This is a genomic window from Thauera aminoaromatica S2 (assembly GCF_000310185.1).
Classification (GTDB): domain Bacteria; phylum Pseudomonadota; class Gammaproteobacteria; order Burkholderiales; family Rhodocyclaceae; genus Thauera; species Thauera aminoaromatica.
Genome location: NZ_AMXD01000050.1, coordinates 1 through 25,069 on the forward strand (window position 1 = coordinate 1; position 25,069 = coordinate 25,069).

22 protein-coding genes are annotated in these 25,069 nt (G+C 66.9%); 18 read left to right on the forward strand and 4 right to left on the reverse strand.

Annotation, left to right across the window (positions count from 1 at the left end):
• Window positions 1-767: 767 nt before the first annotated feature.
• The 6 genes from istA (at window position 768) to pstB (ending at window position 6,870) form a co-directional block, all read left to right on the forward strand.
• Complete coding sequence (gene istA, locus C665_RS09575; RefSeq protein WP_004299421.1) at window positions 768-1,988, forward strand: IS21 family transposase; 1,221 nt, start codon at window positions 768-770, stop codon at window positions 1,986-1,988.
• The gene (istB, locus tag C665_RS09580) at window positions 1,988-2,776 is read left to right on the forward strand and encodes an IS21-like element helper ATPase IstB (RefSeq protein ID WP_004299423.1); all 789 of its coding nucleotides are present in this window, start codon (window positions 1,988-1,990) and stop codon (window positions 2,774-2,776) included. Before istA ends, istB begins: the two co-directional genes overlap by 1 nt.
• 321 nt (window positions 2,777-3,097) lie before the next feature.
• Window positions 3,098-4,078 (forward strand): PstS family phosphate ABC transporter substrate-binding protein, encoded by a 981-nt coding sequence (locus tag C665_RS09585; protein ID WP_004307145.1) that lies wholly within the window; start codon window positions 3,098-3,100, stop codon window positions 4,076-4,078.
• A gap of 94 nt (window positions 4,079-4,172) precedes the next feature.
• Entirely contained in the window at window positions 4,173-5,105 is a 933-nt protein-coding gene (gene pstC, locus C665_RS09590; protein ID WP_004307147.1) for a phosphate ABC transporter permease subunit PstC, read from the forward strand.
• Between the two features lie 16 nt (window positions 5,106-5,121).
• Window positions 5,122-6,045, forward strand: a complete 924-nt coding sequence (gene pstA / locus C665_RS09595) for a phosphate ABC transporter permease PstA (protein WP_004307148.1) — start codon at window positions 5,122-5,124, stop codon at window positions 6,043-6,045.
• 42 nt (window positions 6,046-6,087) lie between these two features.
• Window positions 6,088-6,870: a phosphate ABC transporter ATP-binding protein PstB gene (gene pstB / locus C665_RS09600; protein ID WP_004307150.1), complete on the forward strand. Its 783-nt coding sequence runs from the start codon at window positions 6,088-6,090 to the stop codon at window positions 6,868-6,870.
• Between the two features lie 48 nt (window positions 6,871-6,918).
• On the opposite strand, the gene C665_RS09605 is transcribed toward pstB, so the two are convergent.
• Genes C665_RS09605 through C665_RS09615 form a run of 3 tightly spaced genes read right to left on the reverse strand, consistent with a single transcriptional unit; the run spans window position 6,919 to window position 10,608 of the window.
• On the reverse strand, window positions 6,919-8,274 hold the full coding sequence (locus C665_RS09605) for a sigma-54-dependent transcriptional regulator (protein WP_004307151.1): 1,356 nt from the start codon (window positions 8,272-8,274) through the stop codon (window positions 6,919-6,921).
• A complete protein-coding gene (locus C665_RS09610; RefSeq protein ID WP_004307153.1) occupies window positions 8,261-9,709 on the reverse strand; it encodes a sensor histidine kinase in 1,449 nt (482 codons plus the stop codon). The genes C665_RS09605 and C665_RS09610 overlap by 14 nt, the downstream gene beginning before the upstream one ends.
• On the reverse strand, window positions 9,706-10,608 hold the full coding sequence (locus tag C665_RS09615; protein WP_012584422.1) for a substrate-binding domain-containing protein: 903 nt from the start codon (window positions 10,606-10,608) through the stop codon (window positions 9,706-9,708). Before C665_RS09615 ends, C665_RS09610 begins: the two co-directional genes overlap by 4 nt.
• A gap of 330 nt (window positions 10,609-10,938) precedes the next feature.
• On the opposite strand from C665_RS09615, the gene C665_RS09620 reads away from it, so the two are divergent.
• From C665_RS09620 to C665_RS09660, 9 genes are all read left to right on the forward strand, one after another.
• The gene (locus C665_RS09620) at window positions 10,939-11,649 is read left to right on the forward strand and encodes a 4Fe-4S dicluster domain-containing protein (protein WP_004307157.1); all 711 of its coding nucleotides are present in this window, start codon (window positions 10,939-10,941) and stop codon (window positions 11,647-11,649) included.
• 10 nt (window positions 11,650-11,659) lie between these two features.
• Window positions 11,660-12,517: an NrfD/PsrC family molybdoenzyme membrane anchor subunit gene (nrfD, locus tag C665_RS09625; protein WP_004307160.1), complete on the forward strand. Its 858-nt coding sequence runs from the start codon at window positions 11,660-11,662 to the stop codon at window positions 12,515-12,517.
• A 24-nt stretch (window positions 12,518-12,541) separates the two neighbouring features.
• Complete coding sequence (locus C665_RS09630; RefSeq protein ID WP_004307163.1) at window positions 12,542-15,181, forward strand: molybdopterin-dependent oxidoreductase; 2,640 nt, start codon at window positions 12,542-12,544, stop codon at window positions 15,179-15,181.
• A gap of 94 nt (window positions 15,182-15,275) precedes the next feature.
• Window positions 15,276-16,118 carry a TorD/DmsD family molecular chaperone gene (locus tag C665_RS09635; protein WP_004307165.1) on the forward strand — a complete coding sequence of 281 codons (843 nt, stop codon included), beginning with the start codon at window positions 15,276-15,278 and terminating at the stop codon, window positions 16,116-16,118.
• A 19-nt stretch (window positions 16,119-16,137) separates the two neighbouring features.
• Complete coding sequence (locus tag C665_RS09640; RefSeq protein ID WP_004307166.1) at window positions 16,138-16,590, forward strand: hypothetical protein; 453 nt, start codon at window positions 16,138-16,140, stop codon at window positions 16,588-16,590.
• On the forward strand, window positions 16,587-17,291 hold the full coding sequence (locus C665_RS09645; RefSeq protein WP_004307168.1) for a beta/alpha barrel domain-containing protein: 705 nt from the start codon (window positions 16,587-16,589) through the stop codon (window positions 17,289-17,291). The genes C665_RS09640 and C665_RS09645 overlap by 4 nt, the downstream gene beginning before the upstream one ends.
• Window positions 17,288-17,758 carry a hypothetical protein gene (locus C665_RS09650; RefSeq protein ID WP_004307169.1) on the forward strand — a complete coding sequence of 157 codons (471 nt, stop codon included), beginning with the start codon at window positions 17,288-17,290 and terminating at the stop codon, window positions 17,756-17,758. Before C665_RS09645 ends, C665_RS09650 begins: the two co-directional genes overlap by 4 nt.
• Window positions 17,755-18,870: a 4Fe-4S dicluster domain-containing protein gene (locus C665_RS09655; RefSeq protein WP_004307171.1), complete on the forward strand. Its 1,116-nt coding sequence runs from the start codon at window positions 17,755-17,757 to the stop codon at window positions 18,868-18,870. The genes C665_RS09650 and C665_RS09655 overlap by 4 nt, the downstream gene beginning before the upstream one ends.
• A gap of 36 nt (window positions 18,871-18,906) precedes the next feature.
• Window positions 18,907-19,299: a hypothetical protein gene (locus tag C665_RS09660; protein ID WP_004307173.1), complete on the forward strand. Its 393-nt coding sequence runs from the start codon at window positions 18,907-18,909 to the stop codon at window positions 19,297-19,299.
• Between the two features lie 358 nt (window positions 19,300-19,657).
• Here C665_RS09660 and C665_RS09665 read toward each other — a convergent pair whose 3' ends face one another.
• Window positions 19,658-20,353 carry an alpha/beta hydrolase gene (locus C665_RS09665; RefSeq protein ID WP_004307177.1) on the reverse strand — a complete coding sequence of 232 codons (696 nt, stop codon included), beginning with the start codon at window positions 20,351-20,353 and terminating at the stop codon, window positions 19,658-19,660.
• A 98-nt stretch (window positions 20,354-20,451) separates the two neighbouring features.
• On the opposite strand from C665_RS09665, the gene C665_RS09670 reads away from it, so the two are divergent.
• From C665_RS09670 to C665_RS09680, 3 genes are all read left to right on the forward strand, one after another.
• Window positions 20,452-20,697 carry a DUF3820 family protein gene (locus tag C665_RS09670; RefSeq protein WP_040828928.1) on the forward strand — a complete coding sequence of 82 codons (246 nt, stop codon included), beginning with the start codon at window positions 20,452-20,454 and terminating at the stop codon, window positions 20,695-20,697.
• Window positions 20,698-20,814: 117 nt separating this feature from the next.
• On the forward strand, window positions 20,815-21,939 hold the full coding sequence (locus tag C665_RS09675) for a metallophosphoesterase family protein (RefSeq protein ID WP_004307180.1): 1,125 nt from the start codon (window positions 20,815-20,817) through the stop codon (window positions 21,937-21,939).
• A complete protein-coding gene (locus C665_RS09680; RefSeq protein ID WP_004307182.1) occupies window positions 21,936-24,572 on the forward strand; it encodes an AAA family ATPase in 2,637 nt (878 codons plus the stop codon). The genes C665_RS09675 and C665_RS09680 overlap by 4 nt, the downstream gene beginning before the upstream one ends.
• Window positions 24,573-25,069 lie beyond the last annotated feature (497 nt).

Below are 25,069 nucleotides of genomic sequence, written 5' to 3' on the forward strand. Positions count from 1 at the left end.
GGGGGGGGGGGTCGTGCGTGGCCGACGTTTGTCAGATGGGCGTGTCTTTGCTTTGACGAATTGATCGAAGGACTGCCTGATCCTTGGCTTTCGAGCTCCGTCACGTTCCATTATGGAACATAGAGAACTATACCTCGGGTACGCGGAGCAAAGATGCTGTATCGTTGAGACAAACGGCGGGAAAGGGTCATTGCAGGAGACCTGAGCATGTGGCTAGGTAGACCCGTACAACGGTGTTAAGTGTTATAAAACAAGGTATTGTGTTTGCTCTGAGTTGAGCGAAATACTGTGCTAATGGCCTGATTTCCGAGAGATTTGTCGGATAGAGCCGTCTAGCGGAGCATTGCCACGCCTACGTGGCAAGCCCTCCGAAGGCAGGGGTCGGACGTTCGAATCGTCTCGGGCGCGCCAAACAATTCAATGGGTCAGGTCTTTGCGGACCTGGCCCGTTTTGTTTTGTGCTCATCCCGTGGCCGAACCGCGACCACGCTGTGACCGAGCCGGTGTGAGCTCAGCCCGTCCTCGCTCCCGTTCGAGCGTTGCCTTCCGTGACCGAGCTGTCGGGGCTCGTGCGTCCTGTGCCAGCTTCAGTTCGATCTGCAGTCCCCGGGGTGGCCAGGTTCCAGTTTCCAACTGTCAGGCGACACCGTAAATTGACCCCCTAGCGACACGAGGAACTGACCCCCTCGTTCGCGAGGAGGCCATCATTGGAAACGAAGCACATCGAGGTGAATCCTGTACGCCGTCTGGTTTGCGGAGTGCAGGAGATGTTGGAGCCGGAGGCGGTCACGACGATCGTTCGGTTGGGGCAATCGGGCTGGGGTGCGAAGCGGATTGCGAAGGCGCTGGGCATCGCGCGCAACACGGTGCGGCGGTATCTGAACGCGGGCGGGCCGGTGGCGTACCGGCAGCCGCAGCGTGCCAGCGTGCTGGGCGGTCACGACGCATGGCTGCGGGAGCGTTTCCTGCAGCACCGGGGCAACTGCGACGTGGTGCGTCAGCAGTTGAGCAAGGAATTGGGGATCGAGACGAGCCTGCGCACGGTCGAGCGCGCGTGTCGAGGGTTCCGCCAGGAACTGGAGGCGAGTCGCCGTGCGACGATCCGCTTCGAGACCGGACCGGGCGAACAGATGCAGATCGACTTCGGCCAGACACGTGTGCTGATCGGCGGCGAGTCGGTGCGAGTGTTCCTGTTCGTGGCGACGCTGGGCTATTCGCGCCGGGGATTTGCGTGCGCGTTCCGGCACGAGCGCCAGAGTGCGTGGTTCGCTGGGATCGAGGCGGCGTTTGTCCACTTCGGCGGACGGCCGCAGACGCTGCTCATCGACAACGCCAAGGCGCTGGTCGACAAACACGACACGCAGACGCGCCAGGTCCGACTCAACAGCCGCTTCGAGGCGTTCTGCCGGCACTGGGATATCCGTGCCAAGGCGTGCGCGCCGTTTCGCGCGCGCACCAAGGGCAAGACCGAGAACGGCGTGGGCTACGTGAAGAAGAACGCCATCGCCGGCCATGCTTTCGAGAGCTGGACGGCGATGGAGGCGCACCTGGCGCGCTGGCAGCGCGAGGTGGCCGATGTGCGCATCCACGGTACGACCGGTGTCACGCCCGCTGAGCGCTTCGACTTGGAGCGTGAACACCTGCGTCCGGTTGCCGGGATCGCCCCCTTCCTGCAGGTGCGCGAGCTCGTGCGCCGAGTCAATGCGGAGGGCTGCATCGAGCTCGACACCAACGCCTACAGCGTGCCGTGGCGGCTGATTGGCGAGACGGTGACGGTCGTGGTCAGCGCCGACACCGTGGTGGTCGAGTACGCCGGCGAGGAAGTCGCCCGCCATGCGGAGCTCGCCGGCAGTCGCGGTCGCAGCATCGAGCGCAGCCACCTGCTGGGTGGGTCGCTGCCGCCGGCCCAGATCGAGGCGCCGCCGCCCACCGATGCGCTGCTGCGTCCGCTGGCCGAGTACGAAGCGCTCGTCGGAGGAGGCTGGTGATGATCGATGCCGACCGACTCGACGAACTGCTCACCCGGCTGCGGCTCACGGCGATCCGCGACCAGCTCGACAGCCTGCTCGACGAAGCCAGCCGGGCGCAGATGACACTGCGCGAAGCGCTGCTCTTCCTGGCCGAGCGCGAGGTCGCCCGGCGCGACACCCGACGCATCCAGATGGGCATGAAGCTCGCCCGTTTCCCGTGCGTGCGCACGCTCGAAGGCTTCGACTTCGACGCGCAGCCCTCGATCGATCCAGGGCAGATCCGGGATCTGTCCTCCGGTCGCTGGATCGGGCACGGTCAGGCCCTGCTGCTGCTCGGTCCGCCGGGCGTAGGCAAGACGCACCTGGCGGTCGCCCTCGGGCGCGAAGCGGTGGATCGCGGCTACACGGTGCTCTTCACCTCGGCAGCGGCGCTGATGGCCGGGCTCACGAAGGCGCACGCCGACGGACGGCTCGAGGAGAAGCTGCTGCAGCTCTCCAAGCCCAAGCTGCTGATCATCGATGAGCTGGGCTACCTGCCGCTCGAGCCGGCCGCTGCGCACCTGTTCTTCCAGCTGGTGTCGCGACGCTACGAGCGGGCCAGCATGCTGATCACCAGCAACCGGCCCGTTGGCGAGTGGGGGCAGGTGTTCGGCGACGCGGTGGCCGCTACCGCCATCCTCGATCGGCTGCTGCATCACAGCCAGGTCATCACAATTAGGGGCGACAGCTACCGGCTGCGCGACAAGCGCCGCAGCGGCCTTCTGCAGAAGGCCGCTGCCCCCACCCCGATCACGTCGGAGAGTTGATTAACCCAGGGGGTCAATTCCAGATGTCGTCAGGGGGTTAAATCTTCGTGTCGCTTGACACCAACTGCCGTGAATGCCCGCGGCGCATGGCTGCTTCTCCGACCGCGTTGCGCTCAGTGTGCGCTTCGAAGCCGCCCGGGCACGCGCCCGAATCGGCTCGCCGAGTCATCCTCGTGCTCGATCGAGCCTCTCCCGCGACGCCCATGATTGCAGTGTTTGTGACGATTCATTTTTCTGAAACATTGCGCCGCTAGCATTCGGCGTGGTGCTACAGGTGCCGTTTCTTGCGCCTGGCCTCGTGCATAACTTTCGGAGAAATCGATGAAACGAACCGTTCTTGCTTCTGCATTCCTCGCGCTCGCCGCGACGTCGGTCCAAGCCGAATCGCTGGTCAAGGTTGACGGCTCCAGCACCGTGTACCCGGTCACCGAGGCCGTCGCGGAAGATTTCCAGAAGTCGGTCAAGGGCGAGATCAAGGTCACCGTGGGCATTTCCGGGACCGGTGGCGGTTTCAAGAAGTTCTGCCGCGGTGAGATCGACGTCGCCAACGCATCCCGCCCGATCCTGAAGAAGGAAATGGAAGACTGCGCCAAGGAAGGGATCACCTACTACGAACTGCCGGTGGCCTTCGATGCCCTGACCGTCGTCGTCAATCCGAACAGCAAGATCACCCAGCTCAGCGTCGCGCAGCTCAAGAAGATGTGGGAGCCGGATGCCCAGGGCAAGGTCTCGAACTGGAACCAGGTCGACCCGTCCTTCCCGGATGCGCCGCTCAACCTCTTCGGGGCGGGTTCCGACTCCGGTACGTTCGACTACTTCACCGAGGCCATCAACGGCAAGTCCAAGGCTTCCCGGGGCGACTACACCGCCTCCGAGGACGACAACGTTCTCGTCCAGGGCGTGTCGCGTGATGTCAACGCGATCGGCTACTTCGGCTACGCCTACTACGCCGAGAACCAGGGCAAGCTGAAGGCCGTGGCGATCGTCAATGCCAAGGGCGACGCAGTGCTGCCGTCCGAGAAGAGCGTGATCGATGGTTCGTACAACCCGCTGGCCCGTCCGATCTTCATCTACGTCTCGGCGAAGGCGCTCGAGCGCGCCGAGGTGCGCCAGTTCGTCGATTTCTACATGAAGAACGCCCCGGCGCTCACTTCGGAAGTCAAGTACGTGCCGCTGCCGGCCAAGGCCTATGAGGCCAACATGGAGCACATGAAGAGCAAGAAGCTCGGCACGGTGTTCGGTGGCCATGCCGACGTGGGCGTGACGATCGAAGAGCTGATCTCGCGCGAAGCCAAGCTCTGATCCTTGATTCTCCGAACTGCCTGGATGGGGGTTGTCCCGTCCAGGCAGTTTTTCACCCTTGGAGGGAGCCGTGCCTGGATCCCGAGTCATGAGGATGGACATGTCGTCCATGCACACCACTACGGTCAGCGAGCGCCTGTCGAGAAAGCTTTCGCGCAATGTGCGCGAGCGTGCCATCGAACTCGTACTCTTTCTTGCCGCCTCGGTTTCAGTCCTGACGACCATCGGGATCATCTGGATCCTGATCTTCGAGTCGTATCACTTTTTCGAACACGTCCCGGTGTGGGATTTCCTCACCGACACGATGTGGACGCCGCTGTTCTCGACGCCGCGCTACGGCATCCTGCCCTTGCTGCTCGGTACCGTAACCACGTCCCTGGTCGCGCTTGCGGTCGCGGTGCCGCTGGGCACGGTGATCGCCATCTACATTTCCGAGTTTGCCTCACCTCGTGTGCGTGAGATCGTCAAACCGTTTCTCGAGTTGCTCGGTGGTGTCCCGACCATCGTTTATGGCTATTTTGCGCTGACGGTCGTTTCGCCCGTTCTGCAATACTTCTTTCCGTCCCTGCCCGGCTTCTCGATGCTCGCAGCGGGTCTCGTGATGGGCATCGCGATCGTTCCGTACATCAGTTCGCTCTCCGAGGATGCGATGCGGGCGGTGCCGATGAGCCTGCGCGAGGGTGCATACGCGATGGGCAGCACGCGCTTCCAGACTGCCGTGAGGGTGGTCCTGCCGGCCGCGATTTCCGGCGTGCTTTCGGCCTACATCCTCGGGATTTCGCGTGCAGTCGGCGAGACTATGATCGTGGCGGTTGCTGCAGGCATGCAGCCGAACTTCACCATGGATCCGACGCAGCCGGCGCAGACGATTTCGGCCTACATCGTGCAAGTCGCAATGGGCGACCTGCCGCATGGTTCGATCGGATATCAGTCGATTTTCGCTGCTGGTCTGAGCCTGATGCTGCTGACCCTGTTCTTCAACATCATGGGGCACCTGATTCGCCGTCGTTATCGCGAAGCCTACTGATACCGGATTCCTGAGAATGAACAATCAAGACATCGCTTCGATCCGCGGCATCATCCGAGGCAACCGCCGCTGGGATCTGATCTTCGCAGTTGCCGGCTTTCTGGCATTGACGGTCGGGGTGCTGGCCTTCGTGACCTTGTTCGGCCAGATGGTGATCAACGGATGGGAGCGCCTGAACCCGGACTTCTTCACCAGCTTTCCGTCGCGTCGGGCGGCAAATGCGGGCATCTTGTCGGCGTGGGTCGGCTCGCTGCTGGTCATGCTCGTGACCGCCTTGTCGGCCGTTCCCCTCGGCGTGGCGGCAGGCGTCTATCTCGAGGAGTACGCACCGAAGAATCTGGTCACCGACATCATCGAGATCAACGTGACCAACCTCGCCGGCGTGCCGTCCATCGTCTATGGCCTGCTCGCCCTGGGCGTGTTCGTCTACATGTTCGGCTTTGGCCAGAGCGTGCTGACGGCGGGCTTGACGCTCGGCCTGCTGATCCTGCCCGTGATCATCGTCGCCACGCGTGAGGCGCTGCGCGCGATTCCGGTTCATGTGCGCGAAGGTGCGTATGGTTGCGGCGCGACCCAGTGGCAGGTGGTCAGCGACCATCTGGTGCCTTACGCGACTCCCGGCATCATGACCGGCGTGATCATCGGCCTGTCGCGAGCGATTGGCGAAACCGCGCCGATCATCACGATCGGTGCCCTGACCTTCATCGCCTTCCTGCCCGCGTCGCCGATCTCCTCCACGGCGCCGTTCATCAACTTCGACTGGCTGTGGTCGGGCTTCACCGTGATGCCGATCCAGATGTTCAACTGGACCTCGCGCCCCGAAGAGGCATTCCAGCAGAACGCGGCCGCGGCAGGTCTGATCCTGGTGCTGATGACCCTGCTGATGAATGCACTTGCGATCTGGCTCCGCTATCGCCTGCGCAAGAGCATCGCTTGGTAAGCGACGCTGCCCGACTCCGAAAACTGATCCAGAGACGCCCTCATGGCCAAAACTGAACTGAAAACCGAACTGAAGGCGGAAACCCGCGATTTCAACTTCTATTACGGTGACTTTCACGCTCTCAAGAAGGTGAACCTTCCGGTGCTGGACAAGCGCGTGACCGCGCTCATCGGCCCCTCGGGGTGCGGCAAGTCGACCCTGCTGCGCTCGTTCAACCGCATGCACGATCTGTATCCCGGGAACCGCTACGAGGGCGCCATCGTTTTCCATCCGGACAACACCAATATCGTCGATCCCAAGGTGGACCCGATCGAGGTTCGCATGCGCATCGGCATGGTGTTCCAGAAGCCGAACCCGTTTCCCAAGTCGATCTTCGAGAACGTGGCCTATGGCCTCAAGGTACGGGGGGAGCGCAGTCGCAGCGTGATCGAAGGCCGTGTGGAAAGCGCGCTGCGTGGCGCCTCCCTGTGGAATGAGGTCAAGGATCGCCTCCAGCAGCCCGCCACCGCGCTGTCGGGCGGCCAGCAACAGCGGCTCTGCATTGCGCGCTGCCTGGCCACCGATCCGGAGCTGCTGCTGTTCGACGAGCCCACCTCCGCGCTCGATCCGATCGCGACCGCGAACATCGAGGAACTGATCACCGAGTTGCGCGAAAAGGTCACCATTCTGATCGTGACCCACAACATGCAGCAGGCCGCGCGGATTTCGGATTTCACGGCTTACATGTACGTGGGGGAATTGGTCGAGTACGGCGTGACGGGCGACATCTTCACCAAGCCGGTCAGGAAGGAAACCGAGGATTACATCACCGGGCGTTTCGGCTGAGCGAAGTTTCGGCCAGGTGCGGCGGCTGAGATCCTCGGGATGCCATCTTCAGGCGTCGTCGCGCGCCTGCAGCCCGAGGCGTCGCATCTTTTCCCACAGGGTCTTGCGGGTGATGCCGAGTGCCTCGGCGCTGTGGGTCATGTGCCCGCCGTGCTGCTCGAGGACCATGCGCAGGTAATCGCGCTCGCAGTCCATCAGGTAATCCGCCAGCGGGCGTGAGGTCGGCGCTTCGGCGCCGACGTCCTGGTCTTCGCCAAAGAAGGCGTCGGCGCCGAGGACCGGGCCCGGCGACAGGATGCAGGCGCGCTCGACGGCGTGCTTGAGTTCGCGCACATTGCCCGACCACGGGTAACGCGCGAGCGCTTCCTGCGTGCGCGGATCGATCCGCCGGGCTTCCTCCGGATGGGCGCGGTTGAAGGCCTCGACGAAGTGCTGCATGAACCAGACGATGTCTTCCTTGCGTTCGCGCAGCGGCGGAATGCGCAGGTGGATGACGTTGATGCGGTAGTAGAGGTCCTCCCGGAAGCGGCCTTCCTCCACCATCGCCTTGAGGTCGCAGTGGGTGGCGCAGACGAGGCGGAAGTCCACCGCAATCGTCGTCTCGCCGCCCAGGCGTTGCAGCCGATGTTCCTGCAGGACGCGCAGCAGCTTGGCCTGCATCGACAGCGGCATGTCGCCGATCTCGTCCAGGAACAGCGTGCCGCCCTGCGCCTGTTCGAAGTAACCGCGCCGGGCCTTGGCCGCGCCGGTGAATGCGCCCTTCTCGTAGCCGAACAACTCGGACTCGATCAGGCTCTCTGGAATTGCTGCGCAATTGACCGCGACGAAGGGCGCCTCGCCGCCGGCGGCATGGTAATGGAACAGGCGTGCCACATGCTCCTTGCCGACCCCGGACTCGCCCGTGATGAGCAAGGACTCGGTATGCCGGGCCAAGCGAGGCATGTTCTCGGCGATCCGGCCCATTGCCGGCGATACGCCAAGACGCTCGTCGCGTCCTGAGGCAGTCCGGGCCACCCCATAGCGCTCGGCGAGCGCACAGACCTTGGCGACCAGAGCGTCCGGATCGAAGGGCTTGGTGATGTAGTCGGCGGCGCCTGCCTTGATCAGCGCGACCGCGCGCTCAATCGCCCCGAACGCGGTCATGAACAGGAAGGGCGGCAGCGCCGGGGCTTCGGCGAGGAGCTCGATAAAGAGGTCGCCACCGTTGCAGTCGGGCAGGCGGATGTCGCTGACCACGACCGCATGGCGCCGGGTGGCGAGCGCATCCCTCGCTTCGGCGCCGGTGCGGCACCAGTCCACGTCGAAGCCCTCGAGCCGGAACCGGTCGGACAAGGACTCGCCGATGATCTCGTCGTCCTCGATCAGGCAGATCCGCGGCTGCGGCGTACTGTCAGGAGTTGCCATAGGGAATCTCGATGCTGAAGGTCGTGGAGCCGGGTGCGCTTTCGACGTGGATCTCTCCGCCGAGCTGGCGGGTGATCTGATACACGATCCACAGTCCGAGCCCGTGGCCGCTCTCGCGCCCGCTGGAGAAGGGCTCGAACAGGTAGGGCATCTCGTCCTGGCCGATATGGGCGCCATCGTTGAAGACGGCGACGGCCAGTGCGCGCCCGGCCGTGCGCACGTCAAGCCTGACCATGCCCCCGGCCTCGGCGGCGGTCACCGCGTTCAGGAGCAGGTTCAGCACGATCTGGCGCAGCAGTGTCGCCGGTAGCGGGACCGGCGCGGCGATGCGTCCATCGACGACGACGCGCACCGCGCGCGCATGGGCCTCGGCCTCGACCAGGATCAGCAGATCGTCGACGTCCTCGGGCGCAAAGTCCCGATCGGCAATCTTCGCCTCCACCAGCAGCGCGCAGACCGTGTTGCGGATCTGGCTCAGCCCGCGCTGCAGCAGCGACAGCGTGCGTTCGGTGCGTTCGGCGTCGCCCCCGTGGCGCTGCAGGGTGTTGAGCGCGGTGAGCATGCCGGTGAGCGGGTTGTTGATCTCGTGCGCGATGCCGGCGGTCAGGCGGCCGATCGCTGCCAGCCGCTCGGAGCTCAGCATCTGGCGCTCCATCTCCTGCTTGACGCGCATCTCGGCCACCATGCGCCGGAAGGCCGCGCCGAGCTGGCCGATTTCGTCGCGACTCTCCGGCAGGTCGGCCAGCCGTGCGGCCTCGACCTCGAGCGGGAGCTGCTTCATGGCCTCCGCCAGGCGCAGCAGCGGCCGTGCGGTGCGCTGGGCCCAGGCCCAGGACACCGGCAGCAACAGGATCAGCACCAGCACCGTCACCCCGCCCGCCCGTCCGACCAGGCCCGCGACGCGCGGCAGCAGGGCCGGCTTTGCATAAGCCAGGATGACGTGGCCGAGCGCGACACCGTCCGAAATCAGCGGTGTCATCACGAAGAAGAGCGGGCTGTCGGCGGGTTCCAGCAGGCGCTGGTCCTCGGGGGCGCCGTGCGATAGCTCTGCGCGCAGCAGCCCGTAGGCACCCCCCGGGGTGGCTGCGCTTGATCCGATCGGAAAGGTGCGCGGCCGGGTGGAGACGAACACGCGATAGTCCGCATCAGTGACGAGCACCACCTGGGCCTGCAGCTCCGGTGCGGCGGGGTTGGGTTCATGGGCCGACTGCAGGATCTCGTACGCGCGCCAGATGTCGTCATGGAGCACCGGCATGACCAGCGTGTGCGCCAGCACGCGCCCCATGCTGCGGGCGTGGCCTTCGAGGTTCTGGCGCACGATCTCATAGTCGCGTGCGACCAGCGCCACCGTCACCGCGATCGCGGTGCCGAGCACGGCCCCCACGACCCGCAGCGGAATCTTCCAGCGCAGGGAGAGATCGGCGAGCCGGTTCATGGGTGGCTGACGCGCGCGGCCATGTCAGCGATCTCGTCGTAGAGCGTGGGTGCGCCGACGGTGAAGCCGTCGAGGCGAAGGCGACGCAGCAGCTCCAGCCCGCCGGGGTCGTCCGCCATCTCGAGCAGGACGGTGCGGAACCGGTTCAGTTCGTCGGCCGGGATGTCCGCGCGCGCAACGAAGGGCGGGTAGCCCAGCGGGGGCGAGCGATCGATGATCCGGGTCGCGCGCGTCAGGTCGGGGTGGGACTCGGCGAGGGTCTCCCAGACATAGCCGTCTACCGCCCCCCCATCGGCGAGGGCGACCCCGACCGCCTCGACCACCTTGCGATGCGCCCAGGTGAAGAAGCTGCGGGCGAAGAAGTTGTCCGGCGCCTCGCCCTGTGTGGTCAGCACATAGCGGGGGTAGAGGTAGCCGGAGTTGGAGTCGGGGTCGGAGTAGGCGAACACCTTGCCGCGCAACTCGGACAAGGCCGTGCTGCGGGTGTCGTCCGCGGGCACGATGATGTAGGACTGGTAGCTTGGCTGACCGCGCCAGAGCGGCACCGCCACCAGCGTCATCTCGTTCTGGTAGCGCACGAAGGGATAGCCACAGACCCACGCGAAATCGAGCTTGTGCGCGCGCACGAGGTCGACGATCTCGCGGTAGCTGCCGCGCTGCACGAAGACGACCGCGCGCCCGAGCTTGCGCTCGAGCCACTGCCGCCACTGACCCACGAAGCGCATCTGGTCGTCGAGGAAGACCGGGGTCAGGCCGATGCGAATGGGCATGGCCTCCGCGCGCGCCGGAAGTCCTTGCAGCAATACCGCTGCGCCGACCGCGCGCAGAAAGCCCCGCCGCGGCGCGTGTTCGAGGTCGCTTTGGGGGGCAGGCGAGCGGGCGGAGGCATCCCTGTTCATCTGCCCATGATAGGCATCGTGGCGATTCCTTGTCAGCCCGTGCCGGCGGGGCGTTACGGCGGCGTAACGGTTTGCGCTGCAGCAATCGGTGCCGATGTTACGCCGCCGTAACACCCCCGATTCCCATCTCGCATGGCGACGGGGCTGGCGTCCCCGGCGTTGCTGACTCGTGGCCAAAAACCCTGTTCCTGGCCTGGTTTTTGCGACGGACCCCTCAAGTGGTCCGCATGCACACGGACGGGGCCGGCGGATTGGGCGCCGATGACCCGTCTGCTGCGAAGGCCACTGCGATCGCGGCGCGGCGCGCTGCATTCATTGGAGGGGGAAGGCATGAGTGAAGAACTCAGGGTCTCGCCGATCGAGACCAGGGAGGCGCCAGGCAAGCGCCGGTTCGCGATGGTGGTCGACACGCGGCGCTGCATCGGCTGCATGGCCTGTCAGGTGGCGTGCAAGGCGGAGTACGACACGCCGCTCGGCGTCAATCGCACCTGGGTGCCGTACAAGGTTGTCGGCAAGTACCCCAACGTCAGGAAGCAGTTCCTGCCGCGGCTGTGCAACCACTGCGACGATCCGCCCTGCGTGCGCAACTGCCCGGTGGAGGCCACCTTCAAGGTGGAGGACGGCGGCTTCGTGCTGCAGCGCTATGAGCGCTGCATCGGCTGCCGGAGCTGCATGGCGGCGTGCCCCTACAACGCGCGCTTCATGCTGCCCTCGCACCGCAGCTACACGCCGATCACCAATGTCGTGGACAAGTGCACCTTCTGCTTCCACCGCGTGACGCAGAACCTGGTGCCGGCCTGCGTGCAGACCTGCATCGGACGCTCGCGCGTGTTCGGTGACCTCAACGATCCGAACAGCGAGGTCTCGTACCTGGTCGCGACCCACGCCACCCAGGTGCTGCGCCCGGAGGAGGGCACCAAGCCGCACGTGTTCTACATCGGGGCCGACCGCAACCAGACCGAGTTCGGGCGCGATGCCTATCGCAAGCCCGAGGTGATGGAGCTCGATCGAAGCGCGTTCAAGCGCCACTTCGACATCTGAGGAGAAAACCATGGGTGACTACGTCTGGTTCCACGATGTGTCGTGGCACGCGACCTACGCGATCTACTTCTTCGTGATCGGCATCTGCGCAGGGCTGGCCTTCCTGTCCTACGGCTCGTGGGTGACGCCGGAGCTGCGGCCGCTGCGCGTCAAGGCGGCGGTGGTGTCCTTCGTCCTGCTCGCGCTGGGCGGCCTGCTGCTGATCGGCGACCTGTCGCAGCCGATGCGCTTCCTCGCCATCCTCAATCCGGCCTACCTCAACTTCTCGTCGCCGCTCGCCTGGGGAGCGCTGAACATCGTCGCCTTCGGCATCGCGTCGGTGCTGTATCTGCTGGCGCTGAAGAAGGGGGACGAAGGCCGGGGCAAGCTGCTCGCCGCAATCACCGCGCTGCTCGCGCTGGGCCTGCCGATCTACACCGGCTACGACCTCACGGTGCATCAGTCGCGTCCGGTGTGGAACACGCCGGTCATCCCGGTGCTGTTCGTCGCCATGGCGATCGCGTCGGGCTCGGCGGTAGGGGCCTTGCTGGCGGCCGGGAACGAGGGCGCCCAGCGCGTGCTGCGCCAGTACCTGATGTGGTCCTGCGGGGCGGTGGGCGTGATGCTGATCTCGATCCTGGGCACCACCAGCTACGGCGGCTCGGCGCAGGAGCTCACCTTCCTCATCCTCACCACCGGCACGATGGGCCTGATCTTCGTCGGCATGGGCATTGTCGCCGGCACCGCGGCGCCGATCGCGCTGCTGCTCGCGCCCTTCGGCCGCCAGCAGGTGGGCATCGCGCTGGCTGCGCTGCTCGTCCTGCTCGGTGGCGCGGCCCTGCGCTATGCGCTGCTGATGGGTCCCCAACAGTTGCAGACCCTCTACTGACCGGTCAGGCAAGGAGATCTTCAAATGGACTTCCCGAAAATCACCCGTCGCACCTTCCTGCAGGCCAGTGCCGGCACGACTGCCGCCGCCGCGCTCGCGCCGCGCATGCTGCACGCCATGGAGAACGAGCTGGGCGGCAAGGACTTTAGCCCGGTCACCGCTGCCGAGCGCAAGGCGATCCCGGTCAACTGCCACGTCTGCAACATCCAGGACGGCGCCATCGCCTACGTCGAGAACGACCGCGTGGTGAAACTCGAAGGCAATCCGGAGCACGTCTCCACCCGCGGCCGCCTGTGCGCGAAGGGCAACTCGGGCATGTGGTACAGCTACGACCCCGACCGCATCCTGTATCCGCTCAAGCGCGTCGGCGCACGCGGCGAAGGCAAGTGGAAGCGCATCACCTGGGAGGAGGCGCTGACCGAAGTGGCGGCGAAGCTCGACGCTGCGCTCAAGGAAGACCCCAACACGATCATGCTGAAATACGGGCGCAACCGCACCGGCGGCACGATCGACCGCTTCATGAAGACGCTGGGCTCGGCCACCGTGCTCAACCACACCTCGGTGTGCGAGTCGTCGAAGAAGGTGGGACAGGAGCCGACCTGGGGGCCGGACATCGAGACGCCCGACTTCGCCAACGCCAAGTACGTGCTGAACTTCGGCTCCAACATCCTCGAGGCGGCCTACTTCCACAACCCGCTGTCGCAGCGCATCGCCGAGGGCCGCGTCGACAACCACATGAAGATCGTCACCTTCGACGTGCGCCTGTCGAACACGGCGGGTTTCTCGGACGAGTGGATCCCGGTGTTCCCGGCCACCGACGGCGCGGTGGCGCTGGCGATCGGCCACGTGATCCTGCGCGAGGACCTGCAGGACAGCGCGTTCATCGACACCTGGACCAACGTCACGGTGGATGAGCTGAAGGCGCACTACGCGCAATACACGCCGGAATGGGCGTCGAAGATCTCCGGCGTGCCGGTGCAGACGATCGAGCGCATCGCGCGCGAGTTCGCCACCACCAAGCCGGCGACGCTGTTCACCTACCGCGGCCCGGCCAAGCACCTGTACGGCTCGTACAACGAGAAGGCCTGCATGATGCTGCCGATCATGACCGGCAACGTGGAAAAGCGCGGCGGCTACTGCCTGCCGCGCGGCATGGGCTGGCCGCAGCCGAATCCGCAGCCCCCCGGGCCGAAGCACGATTCCGTGCTCGCGCATCCGCCCGAGTATCCGCTCGCCTCGCACAAGGTCAGCCACCTGGTGCCGTTCTGGATTGCCGAGGGCCGGCAGAAGATCAACGTGGCCTTCACCTACCAGGACAACCCGGTCTACACCAACCCGGGTGCGCAGGCGGTGTGGGGCAAGCTGTACCGCGACGAGAAACTGATCCCGTACTTCATCTCGATGAGCTCGCACATGGGCGAGGAGACGGCGCTGGCCGACATCATCCTGCCCGACTGCCCCTACCTCGAGCGCTGGGAACCCGAGTCGATGCCCAACTCGCTGTGGCCGTGGCTCGGCATCCGCCAGCCGGTGCACAAGTCGCTCGGCGAGTCGCGCGAGAACCGCGTGCTGCTGCGCGACATCATCTGGAAGCTCGACCCGGACGGTTCGCGCGGCATGAAGCAGTTCTGGGCCTTCAAGGATGGCGAGGACTACATGCGCCATCACTTCGACAACGTGCCCGGGCTTAAGGAGGCGGGCGGGCTGGACTTCCTGAAGAAGCACGGTGTGTGGCCGATCTACGGCACGCTCGACCCCAAGACCGGCAAGGTCACCGACAAGACCGGACGCGAGATCCAGGCCGAGTACGGCCTGTACCGGAAGGAACTGTCGGCGGCGGACATGGAGGGCGCGATGGTGGACGCGCACGGACTGATCACGAAAAACGGCAAGGCGATCGGCATCCGGCGTAACGGGCGCAACTACGTGGGTTTCCCGACGCCCAACCGGGTGATCAACGTGCGCGTGGATGAATGGGCCGAGTACGGCTTCAACCCGATGCCGACCTTCAAGCGCATCCCCTGGCACGAGACCATGAAGGACGACGAGATGATCCTGTCGACCTTCAAGCTCAACGTGCACAAGCAGTCGCGCACGGCGGCGGTGAAGTGGCTGGCCGAGATCGCGCACAGCAACCCGGCGTGGATGAACCCGGAGACGGCGAAGAAGCTCGGTGTGAAGACGGGTGATCTGGTGCGCGTCGAGAGCCCGGTCGGCTATCTGGTGACCAAGGCCTACGTCACCGAGGGCATCCACCCGCAGGTGATCTCGATCGCCACCGGCTTCGGCCACTGGGAATACGGCCGGCTTGCCACCCTGAAGCTCAAGGACAGGAAGGGTGACGCCAGCCACGGTGAAGAGGATCCGGACCTGAACAACGTGTGGTGGGACGACAAGGGCGTGCATCCGAACGCCATCATCCCGGCGGTGGCCGACCCGATCGGCGGCTCCCAGGGCTGGTACGACACGGTGGTGAAGGTCACCAAGGCCGGGCCGAACGACAAGTACGGCGATATCCACGGCGACTGGGACAAACACTACGCGGCCTACAAGGAGACCATGCGCTACGCCTACACGGGTGACCTGCATCGCAAGATGCACCCCGAGATGGCGGCGTGGGCCGGACCCGAAAGCGTGAAGCCCAAGGCGTCGGGCGGGCACTGAGCCCAGGGGGTGGGGGCGCCGATTTCGGCGCTTCCGCCGGCTGTGAATCGTCCAGCCGGGCCGCATGGCGACCCGGAATCGAACCGGAGACAACATGCTGAAAACATTGCTTGCGATCGACGACGAGCATGCAGTGGTCGTCGACGAGCGCGCGCCACCGCCGCGCCCGATCGCCGAGCGGCGTGCCGAGTACGACGCGCGCGCCAGCCTGTGCCGGCTGCTGGCCGGGGTGTTCGTCGAGGAGGCCGATGCTGATTTCGTTCGCGCCCTGCGCTGCCCGGAAGTGCTCGCGAGCTTGGCCGCCGCGGGCGTGTGCTTCGAAGCCGATTTCCTCGACGCGGAGGAGGGCGCCCTGGTCGAGCGGCTGGCCTGCGAATACACCACCTTGTTCGCGGCCAGCGGTGGCTTTCCGCCCGTCGAATCGGTGCGGCTGACCGGACGCTACAAGCAGGATCCGCACTTTCAGGTCGCCCAGGACTACGCGAAGTGGGGCTTCGTCGTGGGCAAGGGGCGCTTCGAGCTGTTTCCCGACCAGCTCGGGGTCGAGCTGATGTTCGTCGCCGAGCTGCTCGAGCGTTGCAGTGGGGCACTCGCCGCCGGCGACGAAGCGCTCGCCCGGCGCATCGAGCGCGACCTCAAGCGCTTCTGGACGCAACATCTCGCGCGCTGGGTGCGCGGCTACGCCCGCCTCGTCGAGCAGGTCGCCGAGCATTCCTTCTACCGTGGCATGGCCGCCTTCCTCCAGGGCTTTGCCGGCGAGGAGATCGCTGCGATGGGCTTGCGCATCGACGACGAAGATCACGCCCGCGCCGTGGTCCCGAAGAGCGAGATCCGCGTCGAGTTCAATCCCGACGAGCCTGTGTGCAATGGCTGCGAGTCGATTCCGGACACGCAACAGCGTGCGGCGAACGTTCACACCCTGCACGATCTGCGCTGACCCACAGGAGGTTTCGACCATGCTGCTCGATCTTCAAGCCCGGCCGATCCTGCCGCCCGACCGCCAGGTGCTGTCCGAAATCGACTGGTCCGAGGTGGCCACCTTGTGGAACTCGAACGAGCTCGGTGTGCTGCACGACCTGCTCAATGAGCGCTGGTCGCGCCTGATCCGCAACAGCGTGCTGGGCACGCGCGACCCCGAGGCCGAGTTTCTGCAGGGGTTGGCGTTTGCCACGCTGGCGCTGTTCTTCACCCAGAACCGCAATCAGGAGGGCGCCTTGCTGATGGTGGATGATGCGCTCATCGCGCTCGGCAAATACCGGCCTCGTTTCATGGGGGTGCAGATCGATCCGATCATCGGCACCCTTCAAACGCTGCGCCCGCTGATCGCGTCGCTGCCGGCTGATGGCGAAAACCCGATGTTCCCCTTCGTGTATGCGAAGTTCGAGCACGACGGAGCGCTGCCGACATGATCCGCTGCGCCTGCCTTGCCGATACCGCCGATACCGCTGACAGGGCCAAGGTGTCGGCGGAAGTCGAGTTGCTGTTCCGGTTCGATGAGCCTGGGTGCGCACCGCTTGTGGAGGACGGCGGTATCGCGATCCTGCGCCAGGGCGACGAGACCCGTGCCGCCGCCCTGCTCGAAGCCGGTGCGCCGCAGGTGCTGCTGGGCGAGGCGGTGCTGAGCGATGCGGATCTGCCGCTGCGGCTCGCCGCGCGCTTCGGGCTTGATCGCGTCGGGCTGTTCGTGCCTGCTCGCCGCATGGCGGTGTCGTGGTCCTTCGACACCGTGTCGAACGCCGACTTTCGGGTGGTGACGCCGTCGCTGTGCGAGCCCGGCTGGGAAATTGTGCGCGCCGACGGTAGCGCCACCGGCATCCGCGTGGACTGGTGGCTGGGCGAGATGAAGAAGCGTGGGATCGCCACCGTGCTGGTGCAGGTGGATGTCCTCGACGACACTGACCTCAACCTGTGTGCCGGGCTGGTCGAAGCCCTGGGCGAAGGCTTTTGGATCGCCCCGGGCGGGCAGTTCGAACCGGCGCTGGCTGACTGGGTGCGCTACGGCAAGGTCACCCGGATTGCGCTGCCGACGGCGCTTTTTGAGCGTCGCGCTGTGCTGCTGGGTGATCTGTTGGTCCCCGTGGAGCCGATGACCGACATGGAGGAAGCATGATCACGCGATTCCGACGCTACGTTGGCGGTGTGCTGGCGGTCTTTTTGCTGACCGCTTCGGTACAGGCCCACGCAGCAGCGAGCCTGCGCAACGAGATGCAGCTCGGCCTGGCGCTGCGGGTGAGCCCGCCTTGTTGCGTCGTCGATGCGCGCACCGCGGCCGCGCGCGAGGCCTCGCCGCTGGACGAGGCCCTCGTCTATCGCGAGGATCTACGGATCAACCCGACGGCCACGGTGGTGGTGGTCGCGGACACCGACGAGGCCGCGCTGGCGGTGGCCGATTCGATCGCAGCCGCCCATCCCGGCAGCCCGGTCCTGGCGGTCGAGGGCGGTGTCCTCGCCTGGCAACGCGTGCTTACTCGCATCAACGCCGAGCCGCCGGGCGGCCGCGCGTTCCAGTTCGTGATTCCCAAGAACACCTGCGAGCACGGACCCGCCCTGCAGCAACTGCGGACCGCGCCCCGATGAGCCTGGCCTATCCTGAACTCCGCGCCAGCCGCTGCACGCGCTACCGCTTTCGCTACAGCGCATGCAGCCGGTGTGCGGACGCCTGCCCGCACGACGCCCTCGCGCTCACCGACGAGGGGGGGAGGATCGACCCCGCGCGTTGCCAGAACTGTGCGCTCTGCGTCACCGCCTGCCCGACCGACGCCCTCGCGAGCGAGGCCTTGAAGCCGGTGGACATGCTGCGTCAGGCGATCCGGCATGAGCACTTCACGATCGCCTGCGCCCCGTCGGGCGCGAGCGGAGACGCTGTCGTGCCCTGCCTTGGCGCGGTGGATGCGGCCAGCCTCGCGTATCTGGCCAAGCGCCGGATTCCGGTCACCCTGCGGGGGGCCGCGCATTGCGAGCACTGCGCGCACGGTCCCCGCGGCGCGGCCCAGCTCGCCAGCAATCTCGATGCCTGCGGGCTACTTGAGGATGCGGCTGCCAGCATCGAGAAACCCGCCGACTGGATCGCTCCGCAACTGGACGAGGCCGATTTCGCGAACGCCGACAGTCGCGGATCTGCGCCCTTTGCGGCTGTGCGGCGACAGTGGTTCCGCCGCCTGGTGGGACGCGGTGTGGCGGAGGTTGCGCAGTCTCTCGAGCCCCCTGCGTCGGCGCCATCGACTCCGGACAAGGCGATCCGCCCCGGCCCCTACGCGCTGCCGGAGCGGCGCGAGCTGTTGCAGATCGTGTGCAAGCGCAAGGACGACCAGCCTTTCCGTGTGCCGCTGCACGATGCGCTCCCGATGATGGCCTTGTCGCTGCAGCCCGGATGCAACAACTGCGAGGCCTGCTTCCGCGTTTGTCCGACGGGTGCGATCCAGATCGAGGAGTCGCCGGCGGATTATCAGCTCAAGTTCGATGCCGACCGCTGTGTTGCTTGCGCGGTCTGCCTCGAGGTCTGCCAGCCGCACGTGCTCGATGCCGATGCGTCCTTCGACGCGCGGCCCGAACAAACGCCGCGCGTGCTGTTGTCGATGGCCAAGCAGCGCTGCACGCGCTGCGACCGCCATTTCGTCTCGCATACCCCGCAGCAAAGCTGCCCGATCTGCCGCGACGACGAGGACGCCTTCACGGCCATCTTCGGCTGACACGGCACGTTTGCCGAAAGAGGAGGAGAAAACGCCATGGAATGGGAATTCACGCCTGAAGATGTCGTCAAGGCACATGCGGCCTACCAGCTTGAGGACTTCCGCCGCGACCTGGCCGAGGAGGTCCGCATCAACCTGGGGGAGAGCGACCCGCTGCAACAGGTGCGCTGCTTCAACCTGCTCTACGACATGTGCCACGCGCTCGCCACCGGGCGCGCGCTCGAAGACTTCCTGCAACCATACGCCTACGATCCGCCGACCTGCGAGTTCCTGCGCGAGGTCCGGCCGCTGATGGCCGCGAATGTCGACATGCTCGGCGCCATTCTGCAGAGGATGATCATGGAGGGTGTCGAGGAGGGGATGCCGCTGGAGCAGGCGCTAGGCGAGGCCGCTTCGCGTCATGAGCGGATTGTGGCGACGGGCGCGTAGGAGGCGACTCAGCAGGTACAGGGTCCGGCATGTTGCGGCGCACCTTGTTGGTGGCATCCTGGTGCGGGACGGCGCCGGCCGCCATCACGGAGTAGCCAAGGACACGGCCGATCCGATCCGCAAGCGCGAAAGGGCGACGGGCGCCACTTGGCTCATTTGCCAGCACGTGTGGCCTGAGCCACTCGTCGAGCGTGGCTTTCCCGCAGGCGAGCCTGTCGAGCAGATGGGTGGCTGCAAGTGGCTGCGGCGCGATCGAGGGCGAAGTCCGCGACGCACAAGCGGTGCGCGCCTCGATTGCCCGCCGTATGGGTGTGGACATTGGCGCCGTCGTGCCGGCGGGTCTCGCCGGGTCTTCCGGTCAATGCACGAGGGTGCGCAGCCACCGACCGATGTCGGCGATCTCCTCGAGGCTCACCGAGTGCGGCAAGGGGTAGCGGTGCCATTCCGGCTCGATGCCCAGCTGCCGGAGGACCTCGACCGCGTGCTCTCCGAGTGCGGGAGAGACGACATCGTCGTGGGTGCCGTGCGCGGCGAAGACCGGAACCTGTCGATTCGCTTCCACGAACCCATCGACCAGCAGCCCGGGGCTCGGGATGTAGGTCGACAGCGCGATGATGCCGGCCAGCGGGGTGGGGTGGGTGAGCCCGGTCAGATAGGCCACGGCGCCCCCCTGCGAGAAACCGGCGAGGATGACGCGCTCGCCGGGCACGCCGCGCTCGGCCTCGCGCTGGATCAGTTGGCGGACGAGGGTGCGCGATTCGAGCAGTCCGGCCTCGTCGATCTGGCGGCTGTGCGGGGCGAGCGAGACGATGTCGTACCAGGCGCGCATGACGTAGCCGGCGTTGCAGGTGACCGCACGATAGGGGGCGTGCGGAAAGAGGAAGCGCACGGCGGGGCTGCGGGGCAGAGCCAGCGCCGGGACGACCGGCTCGAAATCGCTGCCGTCCGCGCCCAGGCCGTGCATCCAGATGACGCTGTAGCGGGGATCGGGTCCGGTCTCGAGCTCGATGGGCGGGGTGTCGAAGACGAGGCCTGGGGAGGAATGGAGGCTCAAGCGGGTCACCTTGTGGGAGAGTGGAGCGTCGGCGCGCGCGGCCGCGCTCGCAATTGGGCACGGAAATGCGGATGGGCACGGAAAAACGGATCGAACGGATGAATCCTGAACACCTGGTGCTGCTGCTCGAGCGCGAGATGCCCTTCGGCAAGTACAAGGGGCGGGTGATCGCGGATCTGCCGGGATACTACCTCGCGTGGTTCGCCCGCAAGGGTTTCCCGCCAGGGCAGCTGGGCCAGTTGCTCGCGCTGATGCACGAGCTCGACCACAACGATCTGGCCGGGCTGCTCGAGCCGCTGCGCAGGGCGCGGAGGCAGGCTGCCGCAGGGCCGGGCGGCGTGTAACATGCCGGCCGGTGACAAACAGGGATGTGCATCGGTCATGCGCCCGGGTCCGGTGATCGGAGCCCCGGGACGGCGGCCGTGCATGCACGACTTTCCGCTGGATCAGGGGACGGACCGATGCCGCGCTTTCTTCATACCGCCGATTGGCAGATCGGCCGCCAGTACGCGCGCTTCGCGCCCGAGGACGCGCTCGCGCTGGCCGAGGCGCGCTTCTCTGCGGTGGAGCGCCTGGCGGGCATCGCGCGGCAGGAGGCGGTGGATGCGGTGCTGGTGGCCGGGGATGTCTTCGATGCGCAGACGGTGTCCGATCGCACGATCCGCCGGCTGTTCAACGCCATGGGGGCGTATGCAGGCCCGTGGGTGCTGATCCCCGGCAACCACGACGCGGCGCTGGCCGAGAGCGTGTGGTCGCGCGCCCGCCGCCTCGGGGCCGTGGCGCCCAATGTGCATCTGGCGCTGGGCGCGCAGGTGATGGCGTTCCCCGAGCGCGGTTTCGTCGTGCTGCCGGCGCCGCTCACCCAGCGCCAGACCCCGGCCGACGAGACCGCGTGGTTCGATCACGCGGAGACGGCGCCCGGCTTGGTCCGCGTCGGCCTCGCCCATGGCAGCGTCCAGGGCGTGCTCGCCGAGGACATCGACTCGCCCAACCCGATCGCCGCCGACCGCGCCACCCGCGCCGCGCTGGATTACCTCGCGCTCGGCGACTGGCACGGCACACGGCGGATCGATGCGCGCACCTGGTATAGCGGCACGCCCGAGCAGGACCGATTCAAGGCCAACGATCCGGGCAATGTGCTGCTCGTGGACATCCCCGCGGTCGGGGCCGAGCCGGAAGTGGAGGTCCGGGCGGTGGGCCGGCACCCCTGGATCGCGCTCGAGGAAAAGCTGGCGGTGGCCTCGGATCTCGAGGGCACGATCGCCCGCCTGGAGGCCTTGCCCGAGCTTGCCGTGGTCGACCTGAGCCTGTCCGGCGAGATCCACCTGCTCGGCAGGCAGCGGCTCGAAGCCGCGCTCTCGGTGGCGGAGGCGAGGTTCCGCAGCCTGCGCGCCGACCTCTCCGGGCTGCGGCTGCAGCCCACCGAGGATGATCTCGCCGCCCTGCACGCAGACGGCTACGTGGGCCGGGTGATCGCCGAGCTGCGCGAGGAGCAGGATGGCGAGAACGCGGAGGTCGCGAGCGAGGCGCTGGCGATCCTCGCCGCGCTGCTGCTCGAGGCGCAGGCCCAGGGAGCTGCGGCATGAGGCTGCTGCGCCTGAAGGTCGAACAGCTGCGCCGCTTCCGGCAGCCCGTAGAGATCCGCGATCTCGATCCCGGCATCAACCTCTTCACCGGACCGAACGAGTCCGGCAAGAGCACCCTGGTGCGCGCGATCCGCGCTGCATTCTTCGAGCGCTACAAGTCCTCCAGCGTGGAGGATCTGCAGCCCTGGGGCGATTCGGCCGCCGCGCCCACGGTCGAGCTGGAGTTCGAGTCGCAGGGCAAGCGCTGGAAGCTGGTCAAGAGCTTCCTGAAGCGCAAGCGCTGCGATGTCAGCGTAGACGGCGTGGGGTTCAGCGGCGAGGAGGCGGAGGACAAGCTCGCGGACCTGCTCGGCTTCGAGTTCCCCGGGCGCGGGGCCAGCCGACCGGAGCACTGGGGCATCCCCGGCCTGCTGTGGATCGAGCAGGGCGCCGGGCAGGAGATCCACAAGCCGGTCGAGCATGCGGGCAGCCACCTGAAGTCCGTCCTGGGCGCCAGCCTCGGCGAGGTGACCAGCACCGCGGGGGACGAGCTGATCGCCCGGATCACCCGGGAGCGCGCGCGCCTGCTGACCGCCACCGGCCGGCCCACCGGCGACTTCGCTGCGGCGCTCGAGGCGCACGAGCGGCTCGCGCGCGAGCACGCCGATCTGCAGGGGCGGATCCGGCAGTATCGCCAGCAGGTGGATCGGCTCGGGCAGCTGCGCGAGGAGCAGGCCCGCGACGAGTCCGAGCGCATCTGGGAGGTCTACCGGCAGCAGGCCAGGGCGGCTGACCTCCGGCTGGCCGAGGTCGTCTCCTGGCAGCGCGAGCAGGAGCGCGACCAGCAGGCGCTGCAGGCCTGCCAAGCCGGCATGCGCACGAGCCTCGATCTGCTCGGCCGCTTCGAGGCGCAGCGCAAGGACCTGCACAGGCGCGCCGCCGACCGCCAGGCGGCCGAACAGGCGCTCGCCGCGCAGGATGCGCGCAGGCCGGCCGTGGAGCGTGTGCTCGGCGATGCCCGCAAGGCCTTCGAAGCGGCCCGGGCGACGGTCAGGCTGGCTCGCGAGCATCAGCAACGCAAGGACCTGGTACGGGAGCTGGCGCAGGTCGATGGCGAGCTCGCCGGCCTGGATCAGGCGCTGGCGCGCGCCCGCGAGCTGCACGAGCGGTGGCTGCGGCAGCGCGCGTTGCGCCAGTCCCTGCAGGTCGACGCCAAGGCGCTCAAGCGCCTGCGCAAGGTGGAGGAGGAGCTCGCCCGGCTTGCCATCCGCCAGGAGGCGGTCGCCACCCGACTGCAATTCGACCTGCGCGAGGTGGGCGCGCTCACCTTGGGCGGCGAGCCCTTGAGCGGGCGGGGGGAGCGCCTCCTGCTGGAGCCGACCGAGATCCTCGTCGCGCAGCTGGGAAGCCTGCGCATCCTGCCCGGCGGCGACGACATCGCCGATCTGGTGCGCGCGCGCCAGGGGCTGGCGGACGAGAGGGCGAGCCTCCTGTCCGCGCTCGGCGCGGACTCGCTGGCCGCGGCGGATGCCCGCCACGAGCAATGCCGCGAGCTCGACGAGTCCATCAAGCGCGACGCATCGGTGCTCGAGTCGCTGGCGCCCGAGGGCCTCGAGGCGCTGGCGGGTCGAAAGCAGCTCACGCAGGCGCGCCGGGAGGATCTCGGCAAACGGATCGGGGCCCTTCCCGAACCGCAGGAAGACAGCCTCTCGGTGTCCAGGGCCGAGGCGCAGCTCGACGCTGCCGAGGTGTCCCTCAAGGCGGCCGAGGCCGACGAGGCGGGCTTCCGCAGTGCGCTCCTGCTCGCCACGCAGGCGCTGGAGAGTGCCCGGGCCGAGTGGAGCCGGCTCGACGGCGAGCTGCAGGGCGCGGATCGCAAGGCGCGCGAAAAGCAGGCCGAGGACCAGCTGCTGGAGCTGCGTGCCGGCGAGAACCGGCTCGACCAGGCCCTGCGAGAACGGCAGAAGCAGATCGATCAGGCCAATCCCGGCGTCCTGCGCCAGGACGTCGAACGCTTCACGCGCAGTGCGGATGCGGCGGAGAAGGCCGCCGAGCAGCGCCGCCTCGAACTCGAGCGCCTCCGGGCCAGCCTGGAGGCGCTCGGGGCGGAGGGCCTGGAGGAGCGCAGCGCGGAACTGGACGTCGAGCTGGCGCGTGCTGCGCGCCGTAGCGACGAGCTCACGCGGCGTGCCCGCGCGCTGGACCTCCTGCTCGTCCGTCTGACGGATCACCGCCTGCAGCTCACCCGTCAGCTGCAGGCGCCCTTGCAGCGCCACCTGAACCGCTATCTGCAACTGCTGTTTCCGGAGGCCAGCCTGAGCGTGGACGAGGCGCTCGTGCCGGAGATCCTGGTGCGCCAGGGCCACGGCGGGGAAGAGCGTGGCCGATTCGCCGAGCTGAGCTTCGGCGCGCGCGAGCAGATGGGCCTGATCAGTCGCCTCGCCTACGCCGACCTGTTGCGCGAGGCCGGCCGGCCGACGCTCGTGATCCTGGACGATGCGCTGGTGCACAGCGACGTCGAGCGCCTCGGCAACATGAAGCGGGTGCTGTTCGATGCTGCCGACCGGCATCAGATCCTGCTGTTCAGTTGCCACCCGGACAGCTGGCGGGACCTGGGCGTCGTGCCCCGGGACGTCGCCGCGCTGGGAGGCTGAGCGACCACGCCATGACCCGCCGACGGCCCGACAACTCCTTCCACGGTCTCACGCTGGAGGAGGTCCTCTTCCGACGCGCAGACCGGCTCGGCTTGCCGACGCTCGGCGGCGGGTGAGCATCCGCGGCTTCGATCACGAACCCGGCATCGCCTCCGGCCCGAGTTCCTGCACCGCACGCCGTGGGCGCGCGCACAGGTCGAGGCCCTGTACCTCGACACCCGGCCGCCCGCCACCGGCCCGAGCGCGGGCGCGCAGATCCACGGTCCGGGCGCCGGAATCGACTCATAAGAATCTTCGATTCATTTTGTGTTGACGGATTTTCTCGGGTCTCTATAATGCGCGGCTTCCCGAACGCAACAGCGAATCGGCGAAACAGGAAAGCAGCTGAATTCTTTCCTTGCTGCAAGACGGCAGATCTTTAAAAACTTGGACAACCGATAAGTGTGGGTGCTTGGTTGTTGTGGTCGGCGACTTTGGTCGCATAGGTATCACAATGA